This is a genomic window from Methylophaga sp. OBS4 (assembly GCF_026319305.1).
Classification (GTDB): domain Bacteria; phylum Pseudomonadota; class Gammaproteobacteria; order Nitrosococcales; family Methylophagaceae; genus Methylophaga.
This window is the reverse complement of sequence record NZ_JAPDMV010000042.1, coordinates 1-17,131: the sequence shown is the minus strand read 5'-3', so window position 1 is coordinate 17,131 and position 17,131 is coordinate 1. Positions and strand designations below refer to the sequence as shown.

The following is a 17,131-nucleotide window of genomic DNA, read 5'->3' as shown; positions in this document are numbered from 1 at the left end:
ACATTAGCACACTAATATGACCTCAGGCACCCCCCCACCCCCAATTTTTAACCGGAGCTAAAGTAGAGTCAGGCCACCATGGCCAGTTTTTGTATCCTTTATATAAAACCCAACACATTGTCCGTTCTTTAAACTCTGGGGAATATCTTATTGCTTCATTCATTTCCAGCAATACCGAACTAATACCATCAATCATGGTTTGAAAATTGTTCGGCGTGTTCTCAATGTCGCGGCCAAGGAGCTCTATGATGATCATGGGCTGACGTGGCTGGCTGAAGCCCCTTTTATTAAAGAACTTTCTGTAAACGATAAAAAGGAGCCTTATCCAATCACATGGGACGAGCAAGCTTCTCTATTGGAGTATCTTCCAAGACACCTTCAGGAGATGATGTTGTTCACTGTGAATACCGGATGTCGGGACCAGGAAGTCTGTCATCTGCGTTGGGAGTGGGAGGTCGAGGTTCCTGAGCTTAATACCTCGGTATTTATCCTACCTGCTGGCATTACCAAGGGTAAGCGAAGCAAGGTGATTGTTCTTAATGCTATAGCCAGAGGCGTCATTGAACGCGTTAGAGGCAATCATCCTGAGTTTGTGTTTGCTTATCGAGGTAATGGGATCTACCAGATGAATAACACTGGATGGAAGAAAGCACGGTTAGCAGCAGGACTGCCTGATCTCAGAGTTCATGACTTGAGGCATACATTTGCCACAAGATTAAGAGCTCTGGATACGTCTTTTGAGGATCGTCGTGATCTGCTCGGTCACAAAACTAAATGGGCCACCGAACATTATTCTCATGTAACCATCGGTCGTTTGATCAAAGAAGTCGAGAAGCTGTGTCCTAACGCCTTTGGTGGTCTGCCTAAAAGCGTCATGCTGCGGGTCCCTGCGGAACTAAACTCCCGCAAATTTCCCGCAGGCAAAAAAAAGAGGTCAGCTGTATGATGGCTAACCTCTTGATTTATATGGTGGGCCCACCAGGACTCGAACCTGGGACCAAGGGATTATGAGTCCCCTGCTCTAACCAACTGAGCTATAGGCCCGACAGACTGTTGTTTTATGAGCCTTCTGAGTCGAGAAAGCTTCGTAGTTGGTCCGAGCGTGATGGGTGACGCAGTTTACGCAGCGCTTTGGCTTCAATCTGACGGATACGCTCACGCGTGACATCAAACTGTTTACCGACTTCTTCCAGCGTGTGATCGGTGTTCATATCAATACCGAAACGCATACGCAGGACTTTAGCTTCACGTTCTGTCAGGCCGTTCAGCACGCCTTGAGTGGCTTCACGCAGGCCTTCGATGATCGCTGAGTCCGATGGTGAAATAACGTTCACATCTTCGACAAAATCACCCAGATGCGAATCTTCATCGTCACCTATAGGGGTTTCCATGGAGATAGGCTCTTTGGATATTTTCAGCACTTTACGTACTTTGTCTTCCGGCATTTCAACACGTTCAGCCAGTTCGTCCGGTGTTGGTTCACGCCCCATTTCCTGCAGCATCTGACGCGCAACACGATTGAGTTTGTTGATAGTTTCAATCATATGTACCGGAATACGGATAGTACGGGCCTGATCCGCAATTGAACGGGTGATCGCCTGACGAATCCACCATGTTGCATAGGTTGAGAATTTATAACCACGCTGGTATTCGAATTTGTCGACCGCTTTCATCAGACCGATGTTGCCTTCCTGAATCAAATCCAGGAACTGCAGACCGCGGTTGGTGTATTTTTTGGCGATGGAAATAACCAGACGCAGGTTAGCTTCCACCATTTCTTTTTTAGCACGACGTGCTTTGGCTTCAGCGATCGACATCTGACGCGAAATTTCTTTAATTTCTGCAATCGGAAGGCCGCGATCTTCGGCGATCTCCGCCAGTTTGCTTTGAGCTGCGACGATTTCGTCGTGATGTTTCTTAATGGTTGACGAGTAATGTTTTTTGGCACGGATATGTTTGTCCGCCCAGTCAGTATTACTTTCGTTACCCTGGAATGAGTCGATAAAGTCACGACGATTCATACGCGCCTGCTCTACGACAATATCCATAATGATTTTTTCTTGCTTACGGATTTCGTCAATGGTGTCTGCCATCAGATCATTGAGGTAAATCAGTGTTTTTGGTGTCAGTTTGAACTCCATAAACAGGTTGCTTGCCTGCTCACGGGCAGTTTCAGCTGCATCACCTTCGCTTTTAAGGTAGGCATTATAGCTGTCGCGTAAAGCTTCAAAACGGACACGCGCTTCTTCAGGATCGATTACACCTGAGTCATCATCGTCATCATCACTGACGCTGCTGTCATCATCATCGTCGCTGTCGGCATCCTTATCATCATCGCTGTCACTAACGACGGTTTCTTCTTCGTCTTCTTCGACCGCCTCTTCAGGCAAAACAAACCCTTTGATCAGTTCGTTCAACCTCATTTCACCCGCTTCGACGGCATCAAAAAGCTCAAGGAAAGAGCCAATACAGGTTGGGTAGGTAGACAGCATCTGCAGACTTTCGCGCAGCCCCGCCTCGATACGTTTGGCGATGACGATTTCGCCTTCACGAGTCAGCAGTTCTACCGAGCCCATTTCACGCATGTACATGCGGACAGGATCGGTGGTTCGGCCAAACTCACCATCGGAGCTGGCCAGAACGGCGGCTGCTTCATCGTCGGAAACTTCATCATTGGATGAAATGGCTTCCGCAAGCCTTTCCATTTCGTCGGTATCCATACCATCTTCATGGACCATGATGCCAAGATCGCTAAACATGCTGACGATGTCTTCGACCTGATCGGCATCGACTAAATCTTCTGGAAGATGATCATTAATCTCACCATAGGTAAGGTAACCACGTTCTTTTCCTAAGGCGATAAGTTCCTTAACGCGTGATTGTTGATCTTTCATGCGGCCCCTTTAAACCCTTGACGCTTGTAGACGTGAACACTCCATTATACTGAAGTATGCCTGATTCTGCATCAAAATTAACTAAAAACATTTACTTATACAACTTCACTTCAGCCTTCTCGGCCTCGGTGAGTTCACTAAACGGCTTACTGGTCAATTCATTGATTCTTTGCTCTTTGGCCTGTTTCTGTAGACCCTGAATTATACCTGTCAGTTCATGCTGCAACGCATCCGCTGATAAACTTAACGGTTGCAAAGCCAATTTCTGAAGATGCGCCCCATTTTCTTTATCACGCCAACGTTCCAGTAATGCCGCAGTATTTAGATGGGGATACTGCTGCAGAGTTTCAAGCAAGTTGAGCAGAATATTTACACCCGGCTGTTTGAGGTTATGTAATGATTCCACATTACCAATTTGCTGGGCCAGTTGCGGGTGCTGCACAATAATGGTGATCGCCATGCGAATCGGGGTCATTGTTGTCGAGGTCGTTTTCTTAACGGCTTTTTTATTCTTGGCCGCCGGCTTTTCCAGATGACGGTTCAACGTTGACATATTAGTCTTGCTCAACTCTGCCAGCCGTTGTTCCAGCATATCCCGATAAACACCGGCAGGGACGTGCTTGAGATAAGGTTTGGCGATTTCTACCAATCTGGCCCGCCCATCCATCGAAGCCAGATCTACACGACTGTTCAACGTCTCAAAAAAGAAATCCGAGTAGTTTTGTGCCTGATCAATACGTTGATTAAAGGCCTGTGCCCCTTCAGTTTTGACCAGGCTATCGGGATCTTCACCATCAGGAAGAAACATAAATTTAAGCTGGTGATTACCGCCCAGCATCGACAAAGCATTTTCGGCAGCACGCCAGGCCGCGTCTTTTCCGGCCCGATCGCCATCAAAACAAAACACCACTTCCGGCGCCGCTCTCAATAACAACCGCAAATGATCCGTGGTCGTCGACGTACCCAGCGTCGCCACCGCATTGTTAATGCCATGCTCTGCCAGTGCGATGACATCCATATAACCTTCTACAATCAGGATTCGCTCTAAAAGGCGATTGGCTTTGCGGGCCTGATACAGGCCGTAGAGTTCGGTGCCTTTATGAAAAATCGGTGTTTCCGGAGAGTTGAGATATTTCGGTGTACTGTCGTCCAGTACGCGGCCGCCAAAGCCGATAACACGCCCTCTTCTATCCCGAATAGGGAACATAATGCGGTTACGGAACCTGTCATAGGTCCGGCCTTTATCATTTTTGATCAGCAAACCGCCATCGAGCAGTTGTTTGGTCAGCTGGGGTGAGCCGCCGAACGTTTTAAATACATTATCCCAGCCATCCGGTGCCATACCGATACCAAAAAACTCTATGGTTTTGGCTGACAGCCCTCTTTGCTGCAGATATTCAACAAAAGTTTGCCGTTGCGGGTGCGTTTGTAATTGATGCACATAATACTGCCCCACTTTGTCCATCAGATCATAAAGGCTTTGTTTGACCGGTGACGAGGCTGCCTGCTGCGTGGTCGGCACTGTCATACCTACATGGTCCGCCAGCTCCTGTATGGCTTCCGGGAAGCTTAGCTGGTCATATTCCATCAGAAAACCGATAGCGGTCCCGTGTGCGCCACAGCCGAAGCAGTGATAAAACTGTTTCTCTTGGCTGACGGTAAAGGAAGGGGTTTTTTCATTATGAAAAGGACAACAGGCATGCAAATTCTTGCCTGCTTTTTTCAACGCGACACGGGTGTCAATAATATCGACTATATCAACCCGTGCCAGCAGTTCATCAATGAATTGTGTAGGTATCTGACCAGCCATGAAGAATATTATGGCTGAAATTTGCAGGAAAGATTAACCACGTCTTAATAGACCTGGCGTTATTAAGCGTTTCAGGCGCTGAGTGCCGCCTTGACTTGCCCGCTTACTGCGGCCATATCGGCACGGCCTTGGATTTTCGGACGCAATATATTCATCACTGCACCCATATCCTTGATACTCGAAGCGCCCGTTTCTGTAATTGCAGCTTTGATAGCTTCGGCAATTTCTTCTTCGCTCAACGCTTCCGGCAGAAACTCTTCGATAATGGCCAGTTCAGCTTTCTCGATGTCTGCCAAATCATCACGACCGGCATTTTCATACTGCTCCAAAGCTTCGCGGCGCTGTTTGCACATTTTGGTCAGGATGACGATGATGTCATCATCTGACAAATCAACGCGATTATCGACCTCAACCTGCTTGATTGAGGCGGTAATTTGGCGCAGGACACCGAGACGCGGTTTGTCTTTTGCGCGCATCGCATCTTTGACGCTGTCCTGAATAGTAAGCTTCAGTGGGCTGGCTTCAGCTGGCATGATTCTGAGAAAATTCGTCGGCGATTAATACAAGCGAACGCGGCTTGCGTTTTCACGAGCCAGTTTTTTCTGATGACGTTTTACAGCCGCTGCCGCTGCGCGTTTACGCACTGTGGTTGGCTTTTCGTAAGCTTCGCGGGCGCGGGCTTCAGCGACAGTGCCGGCTTTTTCGCACGCACGTTTGAAACGACGCAACGCAACGTCAAATGGTTCGTTCTCTTTAACTCGTACTGCAGGCATTAATTACTCCCTAAACAATTCTGGTATGGAAAACCTCCAATTGTACGAAATATCTACCAGAAAGCAAATAGTTAAATCACTTTAATACCAAAAAGGCATAATACCGGCTGTAATTGAGAAAACCCGGAAGATAAATGCGCGTTTTAGGAATCGAGTCATCTTGTGATGAAACCGGCGTGGCCCTTTATGATACGGATAAAGGACTGCTTGCCCATGCCTTATACAGTCAGATCGCCATGCATGCCGAATATGGCGGCGTGGTTCCTGAGCTGGCTTCACGCGATCATATTCGCAAAACCCTACCATTAATTGATGAAGTGCTGACAGAGGCGGGGATCAGCCGTGTTGATATTGATGCCGTGGCTTATACCGCAGGCCCGGGTCTTGCCGGTGCCTTACTGGTCGGTGCCGCCATTGGCCGTAGTCTAGCCTGGGCTTTAGGTAAACCGGCCCTGGCTATCAATCATATGGAAGGACATTTACTATCGCCTTTGCTGGAAAGCACCCCCCCTGAATTTCCATTCGTCTCTTTGCTGGTTTCCGGCGGTCATACCTTGCTGGTTGATGTTAAAGGCGTCGGGCAGTACGAACTGCTGGGTGAGTCGATAGATGATGCCGTCGGTGAGGCGTTTGATAAAACCGCCAAACTGCTGGGTATGGATTACCCTGGCGGACCGCTACTGGCGGCCATGGCAGAAAAAGGCGTGGCTGATCGTTTTGAGTTTCCCCGCCCGATGACAAATCGCCCCGGCCTGGATTTCAGCTTCAGCGGCCTGAAAACCTTTGCCATGAATACCTGGCTGGACAGTCAGCAAAGCGAACAGGACAAGGCCGATATCGCTTTGGCTTTTCAGACAGCGGTGGTGGAAACGTTGGCGATAAAATGCCGCCGCGCTTTCAAGCAAACCGGCCACAAACGACTGGTGGTGGCTGGCGGTGTCAGCGCTAACAAAGCGCTGAGACAGCGTCTGGATGCCTTGCCCGACGTAGAAGTGTTTTATCCGCGCCAGCAGTTTTGCAGCGATAACGGTGCAATGATTGCTTTTGCCGGTGCGGTAAGACAGCAGGCCATGATCAAACAGGATATTCCGAGCTTTAGCGTCCGCCCCCGTTGGCCTTTGGATGAATTGACGCCTCCTGGTACTTAGGCTCCTATATCTATGAGTCTCAGTACCCGATTATGCAGATTTGTCTTCTTCGCCTGTCAACAGTCGGCGGATATTGGTGTGGTGACGAGCAATCAACATCAACGCTATCAGCAAAATCAGCCAGCGTGCGCCGATACTGTCAATCAGCCATAAACTGTAAACCGGCGTCAGCGCCGCCGCTGTCAGTGCTGACAATGAAGAAATACGACTGACTGCAAACGCGATCAGCCAGGTCAGCAATCCGGCTCCGGCCAGTGTAGGGGACAAGGCCAGAAAGCCTCCTAAAGCCGTCGCCACACCTTTGCCGCCGTTGAACTGGAAGAACACCGGAAACAAATGCCCGAGAAAGGCAGCAAAGGCGGTTGCCGCAACCCAAACCATATCAAAACCCAGGGCGTGGGCGGCAGCCACGGGCAATACTCCTTTCAATACATCGATAAGCAACACCATGGCAGCCAGTTTCTTGCCGCCAAAACGTAATACATTAGTAGCGCCGGGATTACCTGATCCCTGAGTCCGCGGATCGGGCAGGCCGGCCAGTTTGCAAAGCACAATGGCACTGGACAGCGAACCGATAAGGTAAGCGATGATAAGCAAGGATATCGGTAAAGCGAGTGTTTCAAGCATGATATGATGCTACCTGTTTAGTTTTTGCGACATTATAGGTCGTGAAACTGTTATTGCCATCATCTAACATATACTTTACATGGACAAAATTTTTCTTAACGATCTTAAAATTGACACCATTATCGGCATCTACGAATGGGAACGTCGTACACAACAGACCTTGAGCTTTGATCTGGAAATGGACTGGGATATTGCTCAGGCTGCGGCAAGTGATGATATTTCAAAGACGCTGGATTACGGGGCGATCGCGCAAAGCATCGTGGCCTTTGTTAAGGCCAGTGATTATCAACTTATAGAAACTTTGGCTGAAGATCTCTGCACCATGCTGCTGGCAGAGTTTCCCATTCCCAAATTGAAACTGACTTTAAGCAAACCCGTGGCTTTGCATGGGCAGAATACGGCGCGCATCGTGATTGAGCGTCCTCGTTAATGCCAACGAAAAAAACCGGCTACCTGCTGGGAATAGGCAGTAATATTGAACCTTTTAATAACTTTGCCCGCATTATCTCCCTGCTGCTGAAATGTTTTGAAAAAATCAGCATCAGCCGGGTGCTGAACATTCCGCCAGTGGGCATGAACAGCCACCGTTATTTTCTCAATGCCGTGGTATTTATTGAAACAGAATTACAAAAAAGCGAGCTGAAAGCTATCTGCAATCAGATTGAAATCGCATTGGGCCGGGATCGTAATGATCCGGACAGAAAACTCAAGGATCGGCAGGCCGATCTGGATATCCTCGCACGGCTGACCTTTCCGGATGATGCCGTGCGCAGCGCCAGCAGTATTACTAATGAATATTTTCTTTATCCGATAATTGATGAAATCAAGGCTTATCTGTCCCAGCAATCCTGTTTGCCGATGCAGCGGGGCAGTCTGATACAGGTCGGAAAGCTATCTTTTGGAGAGACGGCGACCACCATCTACCGGGATGGAAACACCGGTGAGAAACGGATTGGTCAATAAGCTTTTCACAGCCAGATAAACGGGTTCAGCTCCGCCTTCCCGCGCCAGCGGCGTCTCTGCCATCATCTGTTGTTTGATTTCTTCAGGATACGATTCGGTAAATAAAACCGGCCCGGGCGCAACGGCATTCACCTTAATCCTGGGGGCATATTTTTTAGCCAACACCAGCATCATATTATGCAAACCGGCTTTGGTCGTGCCATAACTATCAAACTCCGGCGTCGGATTTTCTACATTGATATCGGTAATATGCACAATATCGGCAGGATCGTTCCGCTCACCCCGCATAAGCCCCACAAGCCCTTGATTAATCAAAAAAGGCGCCATCATATGCACCAGAAAAAACTGTTCATATTGTACTGATGCCTGTACCAGATCAGATTCTGTCGGTATAAAAGTCGAGGCGTTGTGAATAATCGCCCGCACACTCTCGCACCGGACCTGCAGATGGCCGACAAAATCCAGAATGGCCTCACGACGGCTGAAATCAGCCTGTATAGTGGCAATCCCCCTATCCGTCAATTCTTGGACACCCTTAGTCAGACTGCGGTAATGTGCTAATACTGTATAGCCATCTTGATGCAGACGTTTTGCCATATGTAGACCCACCCGGCGACCGGTGCCGGTTACCAAAACCACATTTTGCAAATGATTGATTCCTGATAAATGAAGAAGAAATTAACCATAACTGCTGAAGACCCTGTTGCGCAACAGCATAGTAATGAATTGCAGGCGCTTATTTGTCAGCAGATCGAAGTCGGCGGCGGACATATCAGCTTCGCGCAATACATGCAGCTTTGCTTATATCAGCCCGGACTGGGTTATTACAGTGCCGGCAGCCACAAGCTGGGGCAGGGCGGCGACTTCACCACGGCACCGGAAATAACCCCCCTTTTTGCCATGAGCCTCGCACATCATGTGCATGATGCGCTACAACAAACTACCGGCAAACAGGTGCTTGAATTCGGTGCCGGCAGTGGCCGTCTGGCTGCCGATATGCTCAAACAGCTGGACCAGCTGAAAAGTTTACCACAACAATATTTAATCATCGAAGCAAGTGCTGACTTACGCCAGAGACAGCAGCAACACATTAGTAAAGCTGTACCTGAATATGCTGACAAGGTGCGGTGGCTGGATACGCTGCCTGCGAAATTCAACGGCGTTATTGTGGCTAATGAAGTATGCGATGCGATGCCGGTGCATTTATTACAGTTCACCGAAGAGCATGTTTTTGAGCGCTGCGTCACCCGCAAAGCCGGTGAATTTGATTGGCTGGACACCGATATTACCGATGCCCGGCTTTGCCAAAAGGCCGAACATATCCGAGCAACCATAGGTCCGCGCCACTATCTCACCGAAGTTAACCTGTTTGCCGAGGACTGGATCCGTTCTATTGCCGCCAACCTGGAACAGGGCGCCGTTTTTATCATTGATTACGGCTATCCCTTCGCTCAGTATTATCACGCCGACAAAAGTCAGGGCTGTCTCCGCTGTTATTACCGCCAGCAAGGCCATGATGATCCACTTATCCTGCAAGGCCTGCAGGATATTACCAGCCATGTCGAGTTCACCTCTCTCGCTGAAGCAGCCGTATCCGGTGCTCTGGATGTCGCCGGCTTTCATGAGCAGGGCGAGTTTTTAATTGCCGCTAACATCACTGATATTGCCGCTTCGTTTCAGTCTCACACAGATGCCCTGAGCTGGCTCAAAGCCAGCGCAGCATTGAAACAGTTATTGCTGCCCGAACAGATGGGACATAACTTCAAAGTATTGAGCCTGACCAAAGCTTTGGAGCCGTTACCGCGTCTGCAATTCAACGATCGGCGTTATCAGCTTTAAAACAAAAAAAGGAGCCGAAGCTCCTTTTTCAGGTTCTGTTTGCAACTCAGCCTTACTCGTGTGCTTTCATAGCTTCCAGTTCTTTTCTCATGCTTTCAAGTTGATCGCTCATTTCAAACAGGATTTCCTTGATATTCGCCATATCATTACGCAGGTTGCTGGTTTCCTGTTTATTACGGGCAATATCCTCTATCAACTCCGGACTTATATCACCCTGGCCCGCAGCACTTTTACGCTCTGCGGCTGCCGCCAAGACGGTTGGAATATCAATCACAATCCAGTCTGTGCGCTCTTTACCTGTTTCCGGATCGGTGTAATAAGCCTGCCCCGTATCCAGGGCAACACGCACCGCAGGTTCTGAATCGGCTTTACGTGTACCCGGTTTTAAAGGATTTACCCGCCGATCAATTTCCTGCCCCGTATATTGATCCTTGTCACGGTATTCCTCATGAACCAGACCGAAAATAATATTCAAACGGCCACCACTTACAAACACCCGGCCACTGTTGGTTTGACGTTCTTTGGCAAGCGTACCCTGATGCACCCCGAGGGTTACAAAGTTCACATCCTCACCAGGCTTTGCACGCCCCAGACCGGTGGCGAGCGTCGAGCTCAGAATCTGTAATTCACTGCTTGAGAACATTGGGCTCTGCCGCTGGTTAAACAGCACTTTTTCTGTCACATAAATCGATTCCAGCACGGTACGCATTTCATCCGTAGATATCGCAAAAGGATGATCATTGGCAACACCGGCCATATCACGATCGACGATTTTCACATACTGCAACCCGGTCTCAAACAGGGTACTGCCGCTGGCGCTGACTTCGATGTCAGCAGGTTTCTTGGAAAGCGGATTTCCACAGCCGCTCAACCCCAGCGTGAGAGCCATGGCAACGACCACCGCCGCGCTGTATTTCACAATGCCTCGCATAAAACTTTTCCTCTTTTAATTAACCCGGTTCTTGACAGGGTGTTTCAGTTCTGCTTTTTGTTCCCTGCATAATAACGCTTGTACCGACTCGCTCGGATCGTTGCCTTCGAACAGGATTTTGCATACCTGTTCCACAATCGGCATTTCCACGCCTGCCTGCCGGGCACGCATTAATACTTCCCGTGCAGCATGCATGCCTTCCACGGTTTTGCCAACTGCTTTAACTGCTTCATCAACGCTGAGCCCGCGCCCGATAGCAAGTCCTAACTGACGATTGCGGCTTTGATCGTCGGTACAGGTCAGAATGAGATCGCCAATGCCTGACAAGCCAAACATGGTTTCCGTTTCTGCACCCAATGCCGCGGCCAGGCGTCTGATTTCAGCCATACCGCGGGTAATCAGTGCTGCGCGCGCATTAGCACCATAACCCAGGCCATCTGAAATGCCGGCGCTGATGGCTAATACATTTTTCACCGTACCGCCAATCTGAGCCCCCAGCACATCATGAGTGGTATAGACCCTCAACGTCGGCGCATGCATCAATGCCGCCAAATCGGAAGCAAATTTATGGTCCGGAGACGCAACCGTCAACGCCGTTGGCAGATTACTCGCCACTTCAGCGGCAAAGGAGGGGCCCGAAATAACCGCCAAGGAACGGCAGCCACCCAGAATGTCCTGCGCCGTATCGAACAAAAACTGTCCGCTGTGCGGTGTCAGGCCTTTGGTTGCCCAGCTGACCGGCACATCATCACTCAGCAGCGGCTTGAGCTGTTGCAGCGTATCGGAAAACGCCACACTGGGCACCGAAACCAGTACATGACGACAGGCTTTGACGGCTGAAGCAAGATCATCAGCCAGTTTCAATGTGTCAGGAAACTTGAGGCCAGGCAGATAACGCTCATTGCTGCGACCCTGTTTCATCGCAGCCATTTGTTGTGCATCCCGCCCCCAAAGCCATACTTCATGCCCACTCCTGGCTATAGCCATGGCCAGCGCAGTGCCCCAGGCACCCGCCCCTATGACCAGCGTAGGTGAAAGCTTGGCTTGAGCTGACACGTTGTAACCTGCTATCAGTGGGTAGCCTGTGATTGTGCGGCGGCAGCCTGTTGCTGTGCCTGTTCTTTTTGATGCAGATACATGGCATCAAAGTTGACAGGTGATAGCACCAATTGCGGGAAGCCGCCTTTGGTCACCAAATCTGAAATCACTTCACGCACAAACGGGAACAGGGTATTCGGGCAATAACTGCCGACCAGCGGTCCCATTTCTTCGTTACTGTATCCGGTCAAAGTGAAGATACCGGCTTGTTTAACTTCGACCAGAAATGCGGTTTTATCGTCGACTTTTGCCGTCACCGTCACCGACAGAATGATTTCGTGATTATCCTCGTCGATGCGGTTGTATTCATTGCCCAATTGCAGATCCAACTGTGGCTTCCATTGTTCACGGAAGATCTCGGGAGAGTTCGGTGATTCAAATGAAACATCTTTAGTGTAGATTTTCTGAATGACAAAGCGCGGTTTTTGTTGCTCTTCGCCTGTTGCTGCATTTTCTTCAGCCATGATTATTCCTTCCTATGTCGTTTAAGCTTTCGCCAGAAGACCATCCAGCTGCTGAGAGCGATCAATCGCAACCAGATCTGTATAGCCTCCTATGGCTTTATTATTTATAAAAATTTGTGGCACAGTCCGCTGCTGACTTTTCGCCATCATTTCCTGACGCTTTTCCGGATCCAGATCCACTCTGATTTCGGTATATTGCACGCCTTTGCGTTCAAGCAATTGCTTGGCCATCACACAATAGGGGCAATGTGCTGATGAATAGACGATCACTTTAGCCACAATTAAACCCTGCCATGATTCTCTTGATTAACTGAACAGAGGCAGTTTCGCCTCTTTCCAGGCATGTAAGCCGCCTGTTAACACATAGACTTGTTCAAAGCCTTTCTTTCGCAGTTGCTTAGCGGCACTGCGTGCGCGTTGGCTACTGGTGCAAACCACCACTAGCGGTTGCGAAAAATCTTTCAGCTGCGTGATTTCATCTGCCAGTTTTGACATCGGCAGATTGATCGAATCAGCAATATGTTCTTTTTCAAACTCGGTTTGTTCCCGTACATCAACAAATTTGCCTTTTTGCTGATTGATCAGCCTGACAGCTTCCGTGGCTCCCAGCGGCTTTAACCCACTGAGTTTACGGTTTATTGTGTCCGAGAAAACCAGCCAGAGCAGCACCACAAACGCCGTGACCAAAATCCAGTGATTAACAATAAACTCACCCAAGTTTTCCATAGCAACCCTTAACGATATCTTAAATTCAGATTATTTTTTGTCCGAACAGAACACTTCACGCATCATTTCAATAAGACGGAGTGTTCTTTCATCATTCACACGGTAATAAATGCGGTTGGCGTCACGGCGAGAAGCCAGGATCTCCTTGTCGCGGAGCTTGGCCAGGTGCTGTGACACATTGCTTTGTGTTGTGCCGACACAATCGACGATATCCTGTACCGACAGCTCATTCTCTCCGACTGCACACAAAATTTTAAGCCGCAATGGATGTGACATTGCTTTCAGTGCAAAAGCTGCACGTTCGATATCGTTATCGAATGCGATAAGATCCAACTTTCCGGTTTGAGCCACATTTATACCCAAAATTACCTGTGACTGTATTTCATCACAAAAGCCCATATAATACACGGCATCATCATCGAATAATATATAAGAGGCTGTTCAGTAGCGAGAGACCCTTCTCATTCCAGCCTTAAGGACACTTAAATGACTCACCATCACCGACCATTGGCACTGATCATTCTCGATGGCTGGGGTTACAGTGAAGATCCAAGACATAATGCTATTCTCGCTGCAAAAACGCCTGTATGGGACCACCTCTGGCAGGATTATCCACACACTTTAATCAGCGCATCCGGCGCCGGTGTCGGTTTGCCCGGCGACCAGATGGGCAACTCTGAAGTCGGCCATCTCAACTTGGGAGCCGGTCGGGTGGTGTATCAGGAGTTTACCCGCATCAGTCGTGCTATTCGTACCGGTTCCTTTTTCAGCAATCACACTTTAACTGACGCCGTGGATCAAGCGTTGCGGGATGACAAGGCGGTCCATATCCTCGGCCTGCTCTCCAATGGCGGCGTCCACAGCCATGAAGAACATATTCACGCCATGGTCGAACTCGCGGTGAAACGCGGCGTGAAAAAAGTCTATGTGCACGCTTTTCTTGATGGCCGCGACACTGCCCCGCAGAGTGCTCAGGCATCTCTCGACGCCATTGAGGCAAAATTCAAAACTTTGGGCGGCGGCCGTCTGGCATCAATGATTGGCCGTTTTTATGCGATGGATCGTGACCAGCGCTGGAATCGTGTTGCCACCGCTTACAAGCTGATTGCTGAAGCCGAAGGTGAATTCCAGGTGGCTGATGCCGCTACAGCACTGAAACAGGCTTATGAGCGGGGTGAAACCGATGAGTTTGTCAAAGCCACGGTGATAGGCGAGCCGGTCAAAGTAGAAGACGGTGACTGCTTTGTTTTTATGAATTTTCGCTCTGACCGTGCCCGCGAACTGACCCAGTGTTTTATCGAACCGGACTTTGCTAGTTTCGAGCGCGGCCGCTACATTAAGCTGAGCAGTTTCGTCACCCTCACCGAATATAAAAAAGACTTCAACCTGCCGGTAGCTTTTCCGGCAGAAAAGATGAATAACATTCTGGGCGCCTATCTTTCCTCTCTGGGTCTGCGCCAGCTGCGTATCGCCGAAACCGAAAAATACGCCCATGTGACTTTTTTCTTTAACGGTGGCCTGGATAAACCTTTCGATGGAGAGGATCGTATTTTAATCCCTTCACCCAAGGTGGATACTTACGACGAACAACCGGCGATGAGTGCACCGGAAGTTGCCGACAATCTCGTCAAAGCCATTCACAGTAATAAATATGATGTCATTATTTGCAACTTTGCCAACGCTGATATGGTCGGTCACACGGGTAATTTTGATGCTACCGTCAAAGCGGTTGAGGCCTTGGACAACAGTCTGGGAAGGATCTGGTGTGCATTAAAAGAATCCGGCGGTGAAATGATTGTGACGGCCGATCACGGCAATGCTGAAAAGATGCAGAACGCAGAAACCGGACAACCGCATACGGCTCATACCAGCAATCTGGTACCGTTACTTTTCGCAGGTCGTCCGGCTATTTGTAAAGAGCAGGGGACTTTATCAGATATTGCCCCGACCATGCTGTCATTGATGGGCTTGCCTATCCCAGCAGAAATGAGTAAACATCTACTGATTGAACTGAAACAATAACATCGTGCTGCTCAAATTTAACCTAGCATTTGTACTACTGCTACTCTCTGCCGGCATCAGCGCTGAACAAGACTCGTCTCAGCGGCTGGATGATGTGCGTGAGGAAATTAAAACCCTGAACGCTGATCTGTCGCAAAAAAAGGCCAACAAGGAAACGTTATACCAGCAACTCAAAGCACAGAGTCGCAAAGTCTCCGATCTCAATCGTGAATTACGCAAAATTCAGCAAGAGATCAAAGATAAGAACACCGAGCTCAAGCAGTTACGGGCACAGCTGGGTGTCAAGAAAAGTGAGCAGGATCAGCAGCTTGATGCGTTGTATGAGCAGATGCGCGCTGCTTTTATGATCTCCGAACCCGGCTATCTGGAAATGCTGCTTAATCAACAGGATGTCGCCACACTGAGCCGCGGCAGCACCTATTTTCGTTATTTCCATCAGGCGAGGGAAAGCCAGCTCGCGGCTATCAACGACATTCTAAATAAGCTCAACGAAGAACAAAAACAACTCCTGCTATCTCAGCAGTCACTGGAAAAGATGCTGACCCGACAACAACAACAACAGCAGGTGTTGCAGCAGGAAACCGAAAAGCGCCAGGCCATGCTGACATCGCTGGAAAAAGCCATCTCCGGACAGGATGCACGGCTGGCAGCGCTTAAAGATGAAGAAAAAAGCCTGCAACAACTGCTGGATTCACTGGCAAAACAACAGCAAGCCGCGCCGCCGCCCAAACCCAATGTCACGACACAGAAACCAAATACACCTTTTTCGCGTCTGACTGGTAGATTGGCATGGCCTGTCAGTGGAAAACTACTGGCGAGCTATGGCAGCCCGCGAAATCTTGGTAAACTCAAATGGCAAGGCATCGTGATCGCCTCTCCTACAGGCAATGAAGTCAGAGCCACTGCTGGCGGGCAGATTGTATTTGCCGACTGGCTGAGGGGGTTCGGTCTGCTGGTCATTATTGACCATGGGGAACAATACATGACGCTCTATGGTAATAACGAAACCCTGCTCAGAGAGGCGGGCGAGTATGTACAGGCCGGCGACATTATTGCTCAGTCAGGAGAACAGGGAATTCGCGGTCTGGCAGGATTGTATTTTGAGATTCGCCACCGGGGCAGTCCGACTGATCCGCTCAAGTGGTTGGGCAGACAGGGCTGAGCAGTTTTATCAATAAGGAAAGAATATGAGTTTGTTTAAACGTGATTTCGGACTGATTACCACCGGCATTATTCTGGGGGCTACTTTGGTCTTCGGGCAAATGGTTTTTGCCGACAAGGAAGCGGGCAAACCGGATCTGCCACTGGAAGACTTGCGCACCTTTTCCGAAATCTTCGGCCGCATCAAAAGTAGTTATGTTGAGCCGGTTGAGGACAAGGATCTGCTTGAAAATGCCATTCGCGGCATGCTGTCCGGCCTGGATCCGCATTCAACCTATCTGGATCTGGAAGATTTCAAAGAACTGAGGGAAGGCACTTCCGGTGAATTTGGTGGCCTCGGTATCGAAGTCAGCATGGAAGACGGTTTTGTCAAAGTGGTGGCACCGATTGACGATACCCCGGCAGCCCAAGCAGGTATCAAACCCGGCGATCTAATTATTCGTCTGGACGAGACTCCGGTTAAAGGTATGTCTCTCAATGAGGCAGTCTCGATCATGAGGGGCGAACCAGGTAGTAAGCTCTTACTAACCATCATTCGTGAAGGGGCTGACAAGCCACTTAAAATCGAATTGACCCGCGCCATCATCAAAGTGCAAAGCGTTAAACAAAAAACGTTGGAACCTGGTTTTGGTTATGTGCGTATTACCACCTTCCAGTCCCGCACCGGTCCGAGTT

General features: G+C 49.3%; 20 protein-coding genes and 1 tRNA gene. 8 read left to right on the top strand and 13 right to left on the bottom strand.

Features of this window, described 5'->3' with window-relative positions; genetic code table 11:
- The first annotated feature begins 199 nt into the window (after nucleotides 1-199).
- A complete protein-coding gene (locus OMP95_RS11395) occupies nucleotides 200-946 on the top strand; it encodes a tyrosine-type recombinase/integrase (RefSeq protein ID WP_266328907.1) in 747 nt (248 codons plus the stop codon).
- 21 nt (nucleotides 947-967) lie between these two features.
- Here OMP95_RS11395 and OMP95_RS11390 read toward each other — a convergent pair.
- The 5 genes from OMP95_RS11390 to rpsU all read right to left on the bottom strand — a co-directional run bounded on the left by OMP95_RS11390 (nucleotide 968) and on the right by rpsU (nucleotide 5,477).
- Nucleotides 968-1,044, bottom strand: a tRNA-Ile gene (locus OMP95_RS11390).
- Between the two features lie 14 nt (nucleotides 1,045-1,058).
- On the bottom strand, nucleotides 1,059-2,894 hold the full coding sequence (rpoD, locus tag OMP95_RS11385; protein ID WP_266328906.1) for an RNA polymerase sigma factor RpoD: 1,836 nt from the start codon (nucleotides 2,892-2,894) through the stop codon (nucleotides 1,059-1,061).
- Between the two features lie 91 nt (nucleotides 2,895-2,985).
- Nucleotides 2,986-4,704, bottom strand: a complete 1,719-nt coding sequence (gene dnaG, locus OMP95_RS11380; RefSeq protein ID WP_266328905.1) for a DNA primase — start codon at nucleotides 4,702-4,704, stop codon at nucleotides 2,986-2,988.
- A gap of 71 nt (nucleotides 4,705-4,775) precedes the next feature.
- Nucleotides 4,776-5,237: a GatB/YqeY domain-containing protein gene (locus tag OMP95_RS11375; RefSeq protein ID WP_266328904.1), complete on the bottom strand. Its 462-nt coding sequence runs from the start codon at nucleotides 5,235-5,237 to the stop codon at nucleotides 4,776-4,778.
- A gap of 24 nt (nucleotides 5,238-5,261) precedes the next feature.
- A complete protein-coding gene (gene rpsU, locus OMP95_RS11370; protein WP_009725418.1) occupies nucleotides 5,262-5,477 on the bottom strand; it encodes a 30S ribosomal protein S21 in 216 nt (71 codons plus the stop codon).
- 134 nt (nucleotides 5,478-5,611) lie between these two features.
- Between rpsU and tsaD the strand changes: the two genes are divergently transcribed.
- Nucleotides 5,612-6,625, top strand: a complete 1,014-nt coding sequence (tsaD, locus tag OMP95_RS11365; RefSeq protein WP_266328902.1) for a tRNA (adenosine(37)-N6)-threonylcarbamoyltransferase complex transferase subunit TsaD — start codon at nucleotides 5,612-5,614, stop codon at nucleotides 6,623-6,625.
- 30 nt (nucleotides 6,626-6,655) lie between these two features.
- On the opposite strand, the gene plsY is transcribed toward tsaD, so the two are convergent.
- Nucleotides 6,656-7,252 (bottom strand): glycerol-3-phosphate 1-O-acyltransferase PlsY, encoded by a 597-nt coding sequence (gene plsY / locus OMP95_RS11360; RefSeq protein ID WP_266328900.1) that lies wholly within the window; start codon nucleotides 7,250-7,252, stop codon nucleotides 6,656-6,658.
- Nucleotides 7,253-7,331: 79 nt separating this feature from the next.
- On the opposite strand from plsY, the gene folB reads away from it, so the two are divergent.
- Nucleotides 7,332-7,682, top strand: a complete 351-nt coding sequence (gene folB / locus OMP95_RS11355) for a dihydroneopterin aldolase (RefSeq protein ID WP_266328898.1) — start codon at nucleotides 7,332-7,334, stop codon at nucleotides 7,680-7,682.
- The gene (locus OMP95_RS11350) at nucleotides 7,682-8,215 is read left to right on the top strand and encodes a 2-amino-4-hydroxy-6-hydroxymethyldihydropteridine diphosphokinase (RefSeq protein ID WP_266328896.1); all 534 of its coding nucleotides are present in this window, start codon (nucleotides 7,682-7,684) and stop codon (nucleotides 8,213-8,215) included. Before folB ends, OMP95_RS11350 begins: the two co-directional genes overlap by 1 nt.
- Here the strand turns inward: OMP95_RS11350 and OMP95_RS11345 are convergent.
- Nucleotides 8,144-8,854 (bottom strand): SDR family NAD(P)-dependent oxidoreductase, encoded by a 711-nt coding sequence (locus OMP95_RS11345; RefSeq protein ID WP_266328913.1) that lies wholly within the window; start codon nucleotides 8,852-8,854, stop codon nucleotides 8,144-8,146. The two genes, OMP95_RS11350 and OMP95_RS11345, sit on opposite strands and share 72 nt — an antisense overlap.
- Nucleotides 8,855-8,881: 27 nt before the next feature.
- Here OMP95_RS11345 and OMP95_RS11340 point away from each other — a divergent pair, with 27 nt between their 5' ends.
- A complete protein-coding gene (locus OMP95_RS11340) occupies nucleotides 8,882-10,054 on the top strand; it encodes a class I SAM-dependent methyltransferase (RefSeq protein ID WP_266328894.1) in 1,173 nt (390 codons plus the stop codon).
- Between the two features lie 52 nt (nucleotides 10,055-10,106).
- On the opposite strand, the gene OMP95_RS11335 is transcribed toward OMP95_RS11340, so the two are convergent.
- Genes OMP95_RS11335 through OMP95_RS11310 form a run of 6 tightly spaced genes read right to left on the bottom strand, consistent with a single transcriptional unit; the run spans nucleotide 10,107 to nucleotide 13,624 of the window.
- Nucleotides 10,107-10,985, bottom strand: coding sequence for a hypothetical protein (locus OMP95_RS11335; RefSeq protein ID WP_266328892.1), 879 nt, complete (start codon nucleotides 10,983-10,985; stop codon nucleotides 10,107-10,109).
- 15 nt (nucleotides 10,986-11,000) lie between these two features.
- Nucleotides 11,001-12,041, bottom strand: a complete 1,041-nt coding sequence (locus tag OMP95_RS11330) for an NAD(P)H-dependent glycerol-3-phosphate dehydrogenase (RefSeq protein ID WP_266328890.1) — start codon at nucleotides 12,039-12,041, stop codon at nucleotides 11,001-11,003.
- Nucleotides 12,042-12,055: 14 nt separating this feature from the next.
- On the bottom strand, nucleotides 12,056-12,547 hold the full coding sequence (gene secB / locus OMP95_RS11325) for a protein-export chaperone SecB (RefSeq protein ID WP_266328888.1): 492 nt from the start codon (nucleotides 12,545-12,547) through the stop codon (nucleotides 12,056-12,058).
- 21 nt (nucleotides 12,548-12,568) lie between these two features.
- Nucleotides 12,569-12,826, bottom strand: a complete 258-nt coding sequence (gene grxC, locus OMP95_RS11320; protein WP_416234651.1) for a glutaredoxin 3 — start codon at nucleotides 12,824-12,826, stop codon at nucleotides 12,569-12,571.
- A gap of 27 nt (nucleotides 12,827-12,853) precedes the next feature.
- Complete coding sequence (locus tag OMP95_RS11315) at nucleotides 12,854-13,273, bottom strand: rhodanese-like domain-containing protein (RefSeq protein ID WP_266328886.1); 420 nt, start codon at nucleotides 13,271-13,273, stop codon at nucleotides 12,854-12,856.
- Between the two features lie 30 nt (nucleotides 13,274-13,303).
- Nucleotides 13,304-13,624, bottom strand: a complete 321-nt coding sequence (locus tag OMP95_RS11310; RefSeq protein WP_266328884.1) for an ArsR/SmtB family transcription factor — start codon at nucleotides 13,622-13,624, stop codon at nucleotides 13,304-13,306.
- Nucleotides 13,625-13,759: 135 nt separating this feature from the next.
- Here OMP95_RS11310 and gpmI point away from each other — a divergent pair, with 135 nt between their 5' ends.
- The 3 genes from gpmI to OMP95_RS11295 all read left to right on the top strand — a co-directional run.
- Nucleotides 13,760-15,295, top strand: coding sequence for a 2,3-bisphosphoglycerate-independent phosphoglycerate mutase (gpmI, locus tag OMP95_RS11305; RefSeq protein WP_266328882.1), 1,536 nt, complete (start codon nucleotides 13,760-13,762; stop codon nucleotides 15,293-15,295).
- A 4-nt stretch (nucleotides 15,296-15,299) separates the two neighbouring features.
- Nucleotides 15,300-16,457: a murein hydrolase activator EnvC family protein gene (locus OMP95_RS11300; protein WP_266328880.1), complete on the top strand. Its 1,158-nt coding sequence runs from the start codon at nucleotides 15,300-15,302 to the stop codon at nucleotides 16,455-16,457.
- 25 nt (nucleotides 16,458-16,482) lie between these two features.
- A partial coding sequence (locus OMP95_RS11295) for a S41 family peptidase (protein WP_323135131.1) occupies nucleotides 16,483-17,131 on the top strand: 649 nt, incomplete at its 3' end.

Coding starts and splice junctions, on each gene's coding strand:
- rpoD (WP_266328906.1), bottom strand. CDS start 2,894: ATGAAAGATCAACAATCACGCGTTAAGGAACTTATCGCCTTAGGAAAA.
- dnaG (WP_266328905.1), bottom strand. CDS start 4,704: ATGGCTGGTCAGATACCTACACAATTCATTGATGAACTGCTGGCACGG.
- OMP95_RS11375 (WP_266328904.1), bottom strand. CDS start 5,237: ATGCCAGCTGAAGCCAGCCCACTGAAGCTTACTATTCAGGACAGCGTC.
- rpsU (WP_009725418.1), bottom strand. CDS start 5,477: ATGCCTGCAGTACGAGTTAAAGAGAACGAACCATTTGACGTTGCGTTG.
- tsaD (WP_266328902.1), top strand. CDS start 5,612: ATGCGCGTTTTAGGAATCGAGTCATCTTGTGATGAAACCGGCGTGGCC.
- plsY (WP_266328900.1), bottom strand. CDS start 7,252: ATGCTTGAAACACTCGCTTTACCGATATCCTTGCTTATCATCGCTTAC.
- folB (WP_266328898.1), top strand. CDS start 7,332: ATGGACAAAATTTTTCTTAACGATCTTAAAATTGACACCATTATCGGC.
- OMP95_RS11350 (WP_266328896.1), top strand. CDS start 7,682: ATGCCAACGAAAAAAACCGGCTACCTGCTGGGAATAGGCAGTAATATT.
- OMP95_RS11340 (WP_266328894.1), top strand. CDS start 8,882: ATGAAGAAGAAATTAACCATAACTGCTGAAGACCCTGTTGCGCAACAG.
- OMP95_RS11335 (WP_266328892.1), bottom strand. CDS start 10,985: ATGCGAGGCATTGTGAAATACAGCGCGGCGGTGGTCGTTGCCATGGCT.
- secB (WP_266328888.1), bottom strand. CDS start 12,547: ATGGCTGAAGAAAATGCAGCAACAGGCGAAGAGCAACAAAAACCGCGC.
- OMP95_RS11315 (WP_266328886.1), bottom strand. CDS start 13,273: ATGGAAAACTTGGGTGAGTTTATTGTTAATCACTGGATTTTGGTCACG.
- gpmI (WP_266328882.1), top strand. CDS start 13,760: ATGACTCACCATCACCGACCATTGGCACTGATCATTCTCGATGGCTGG.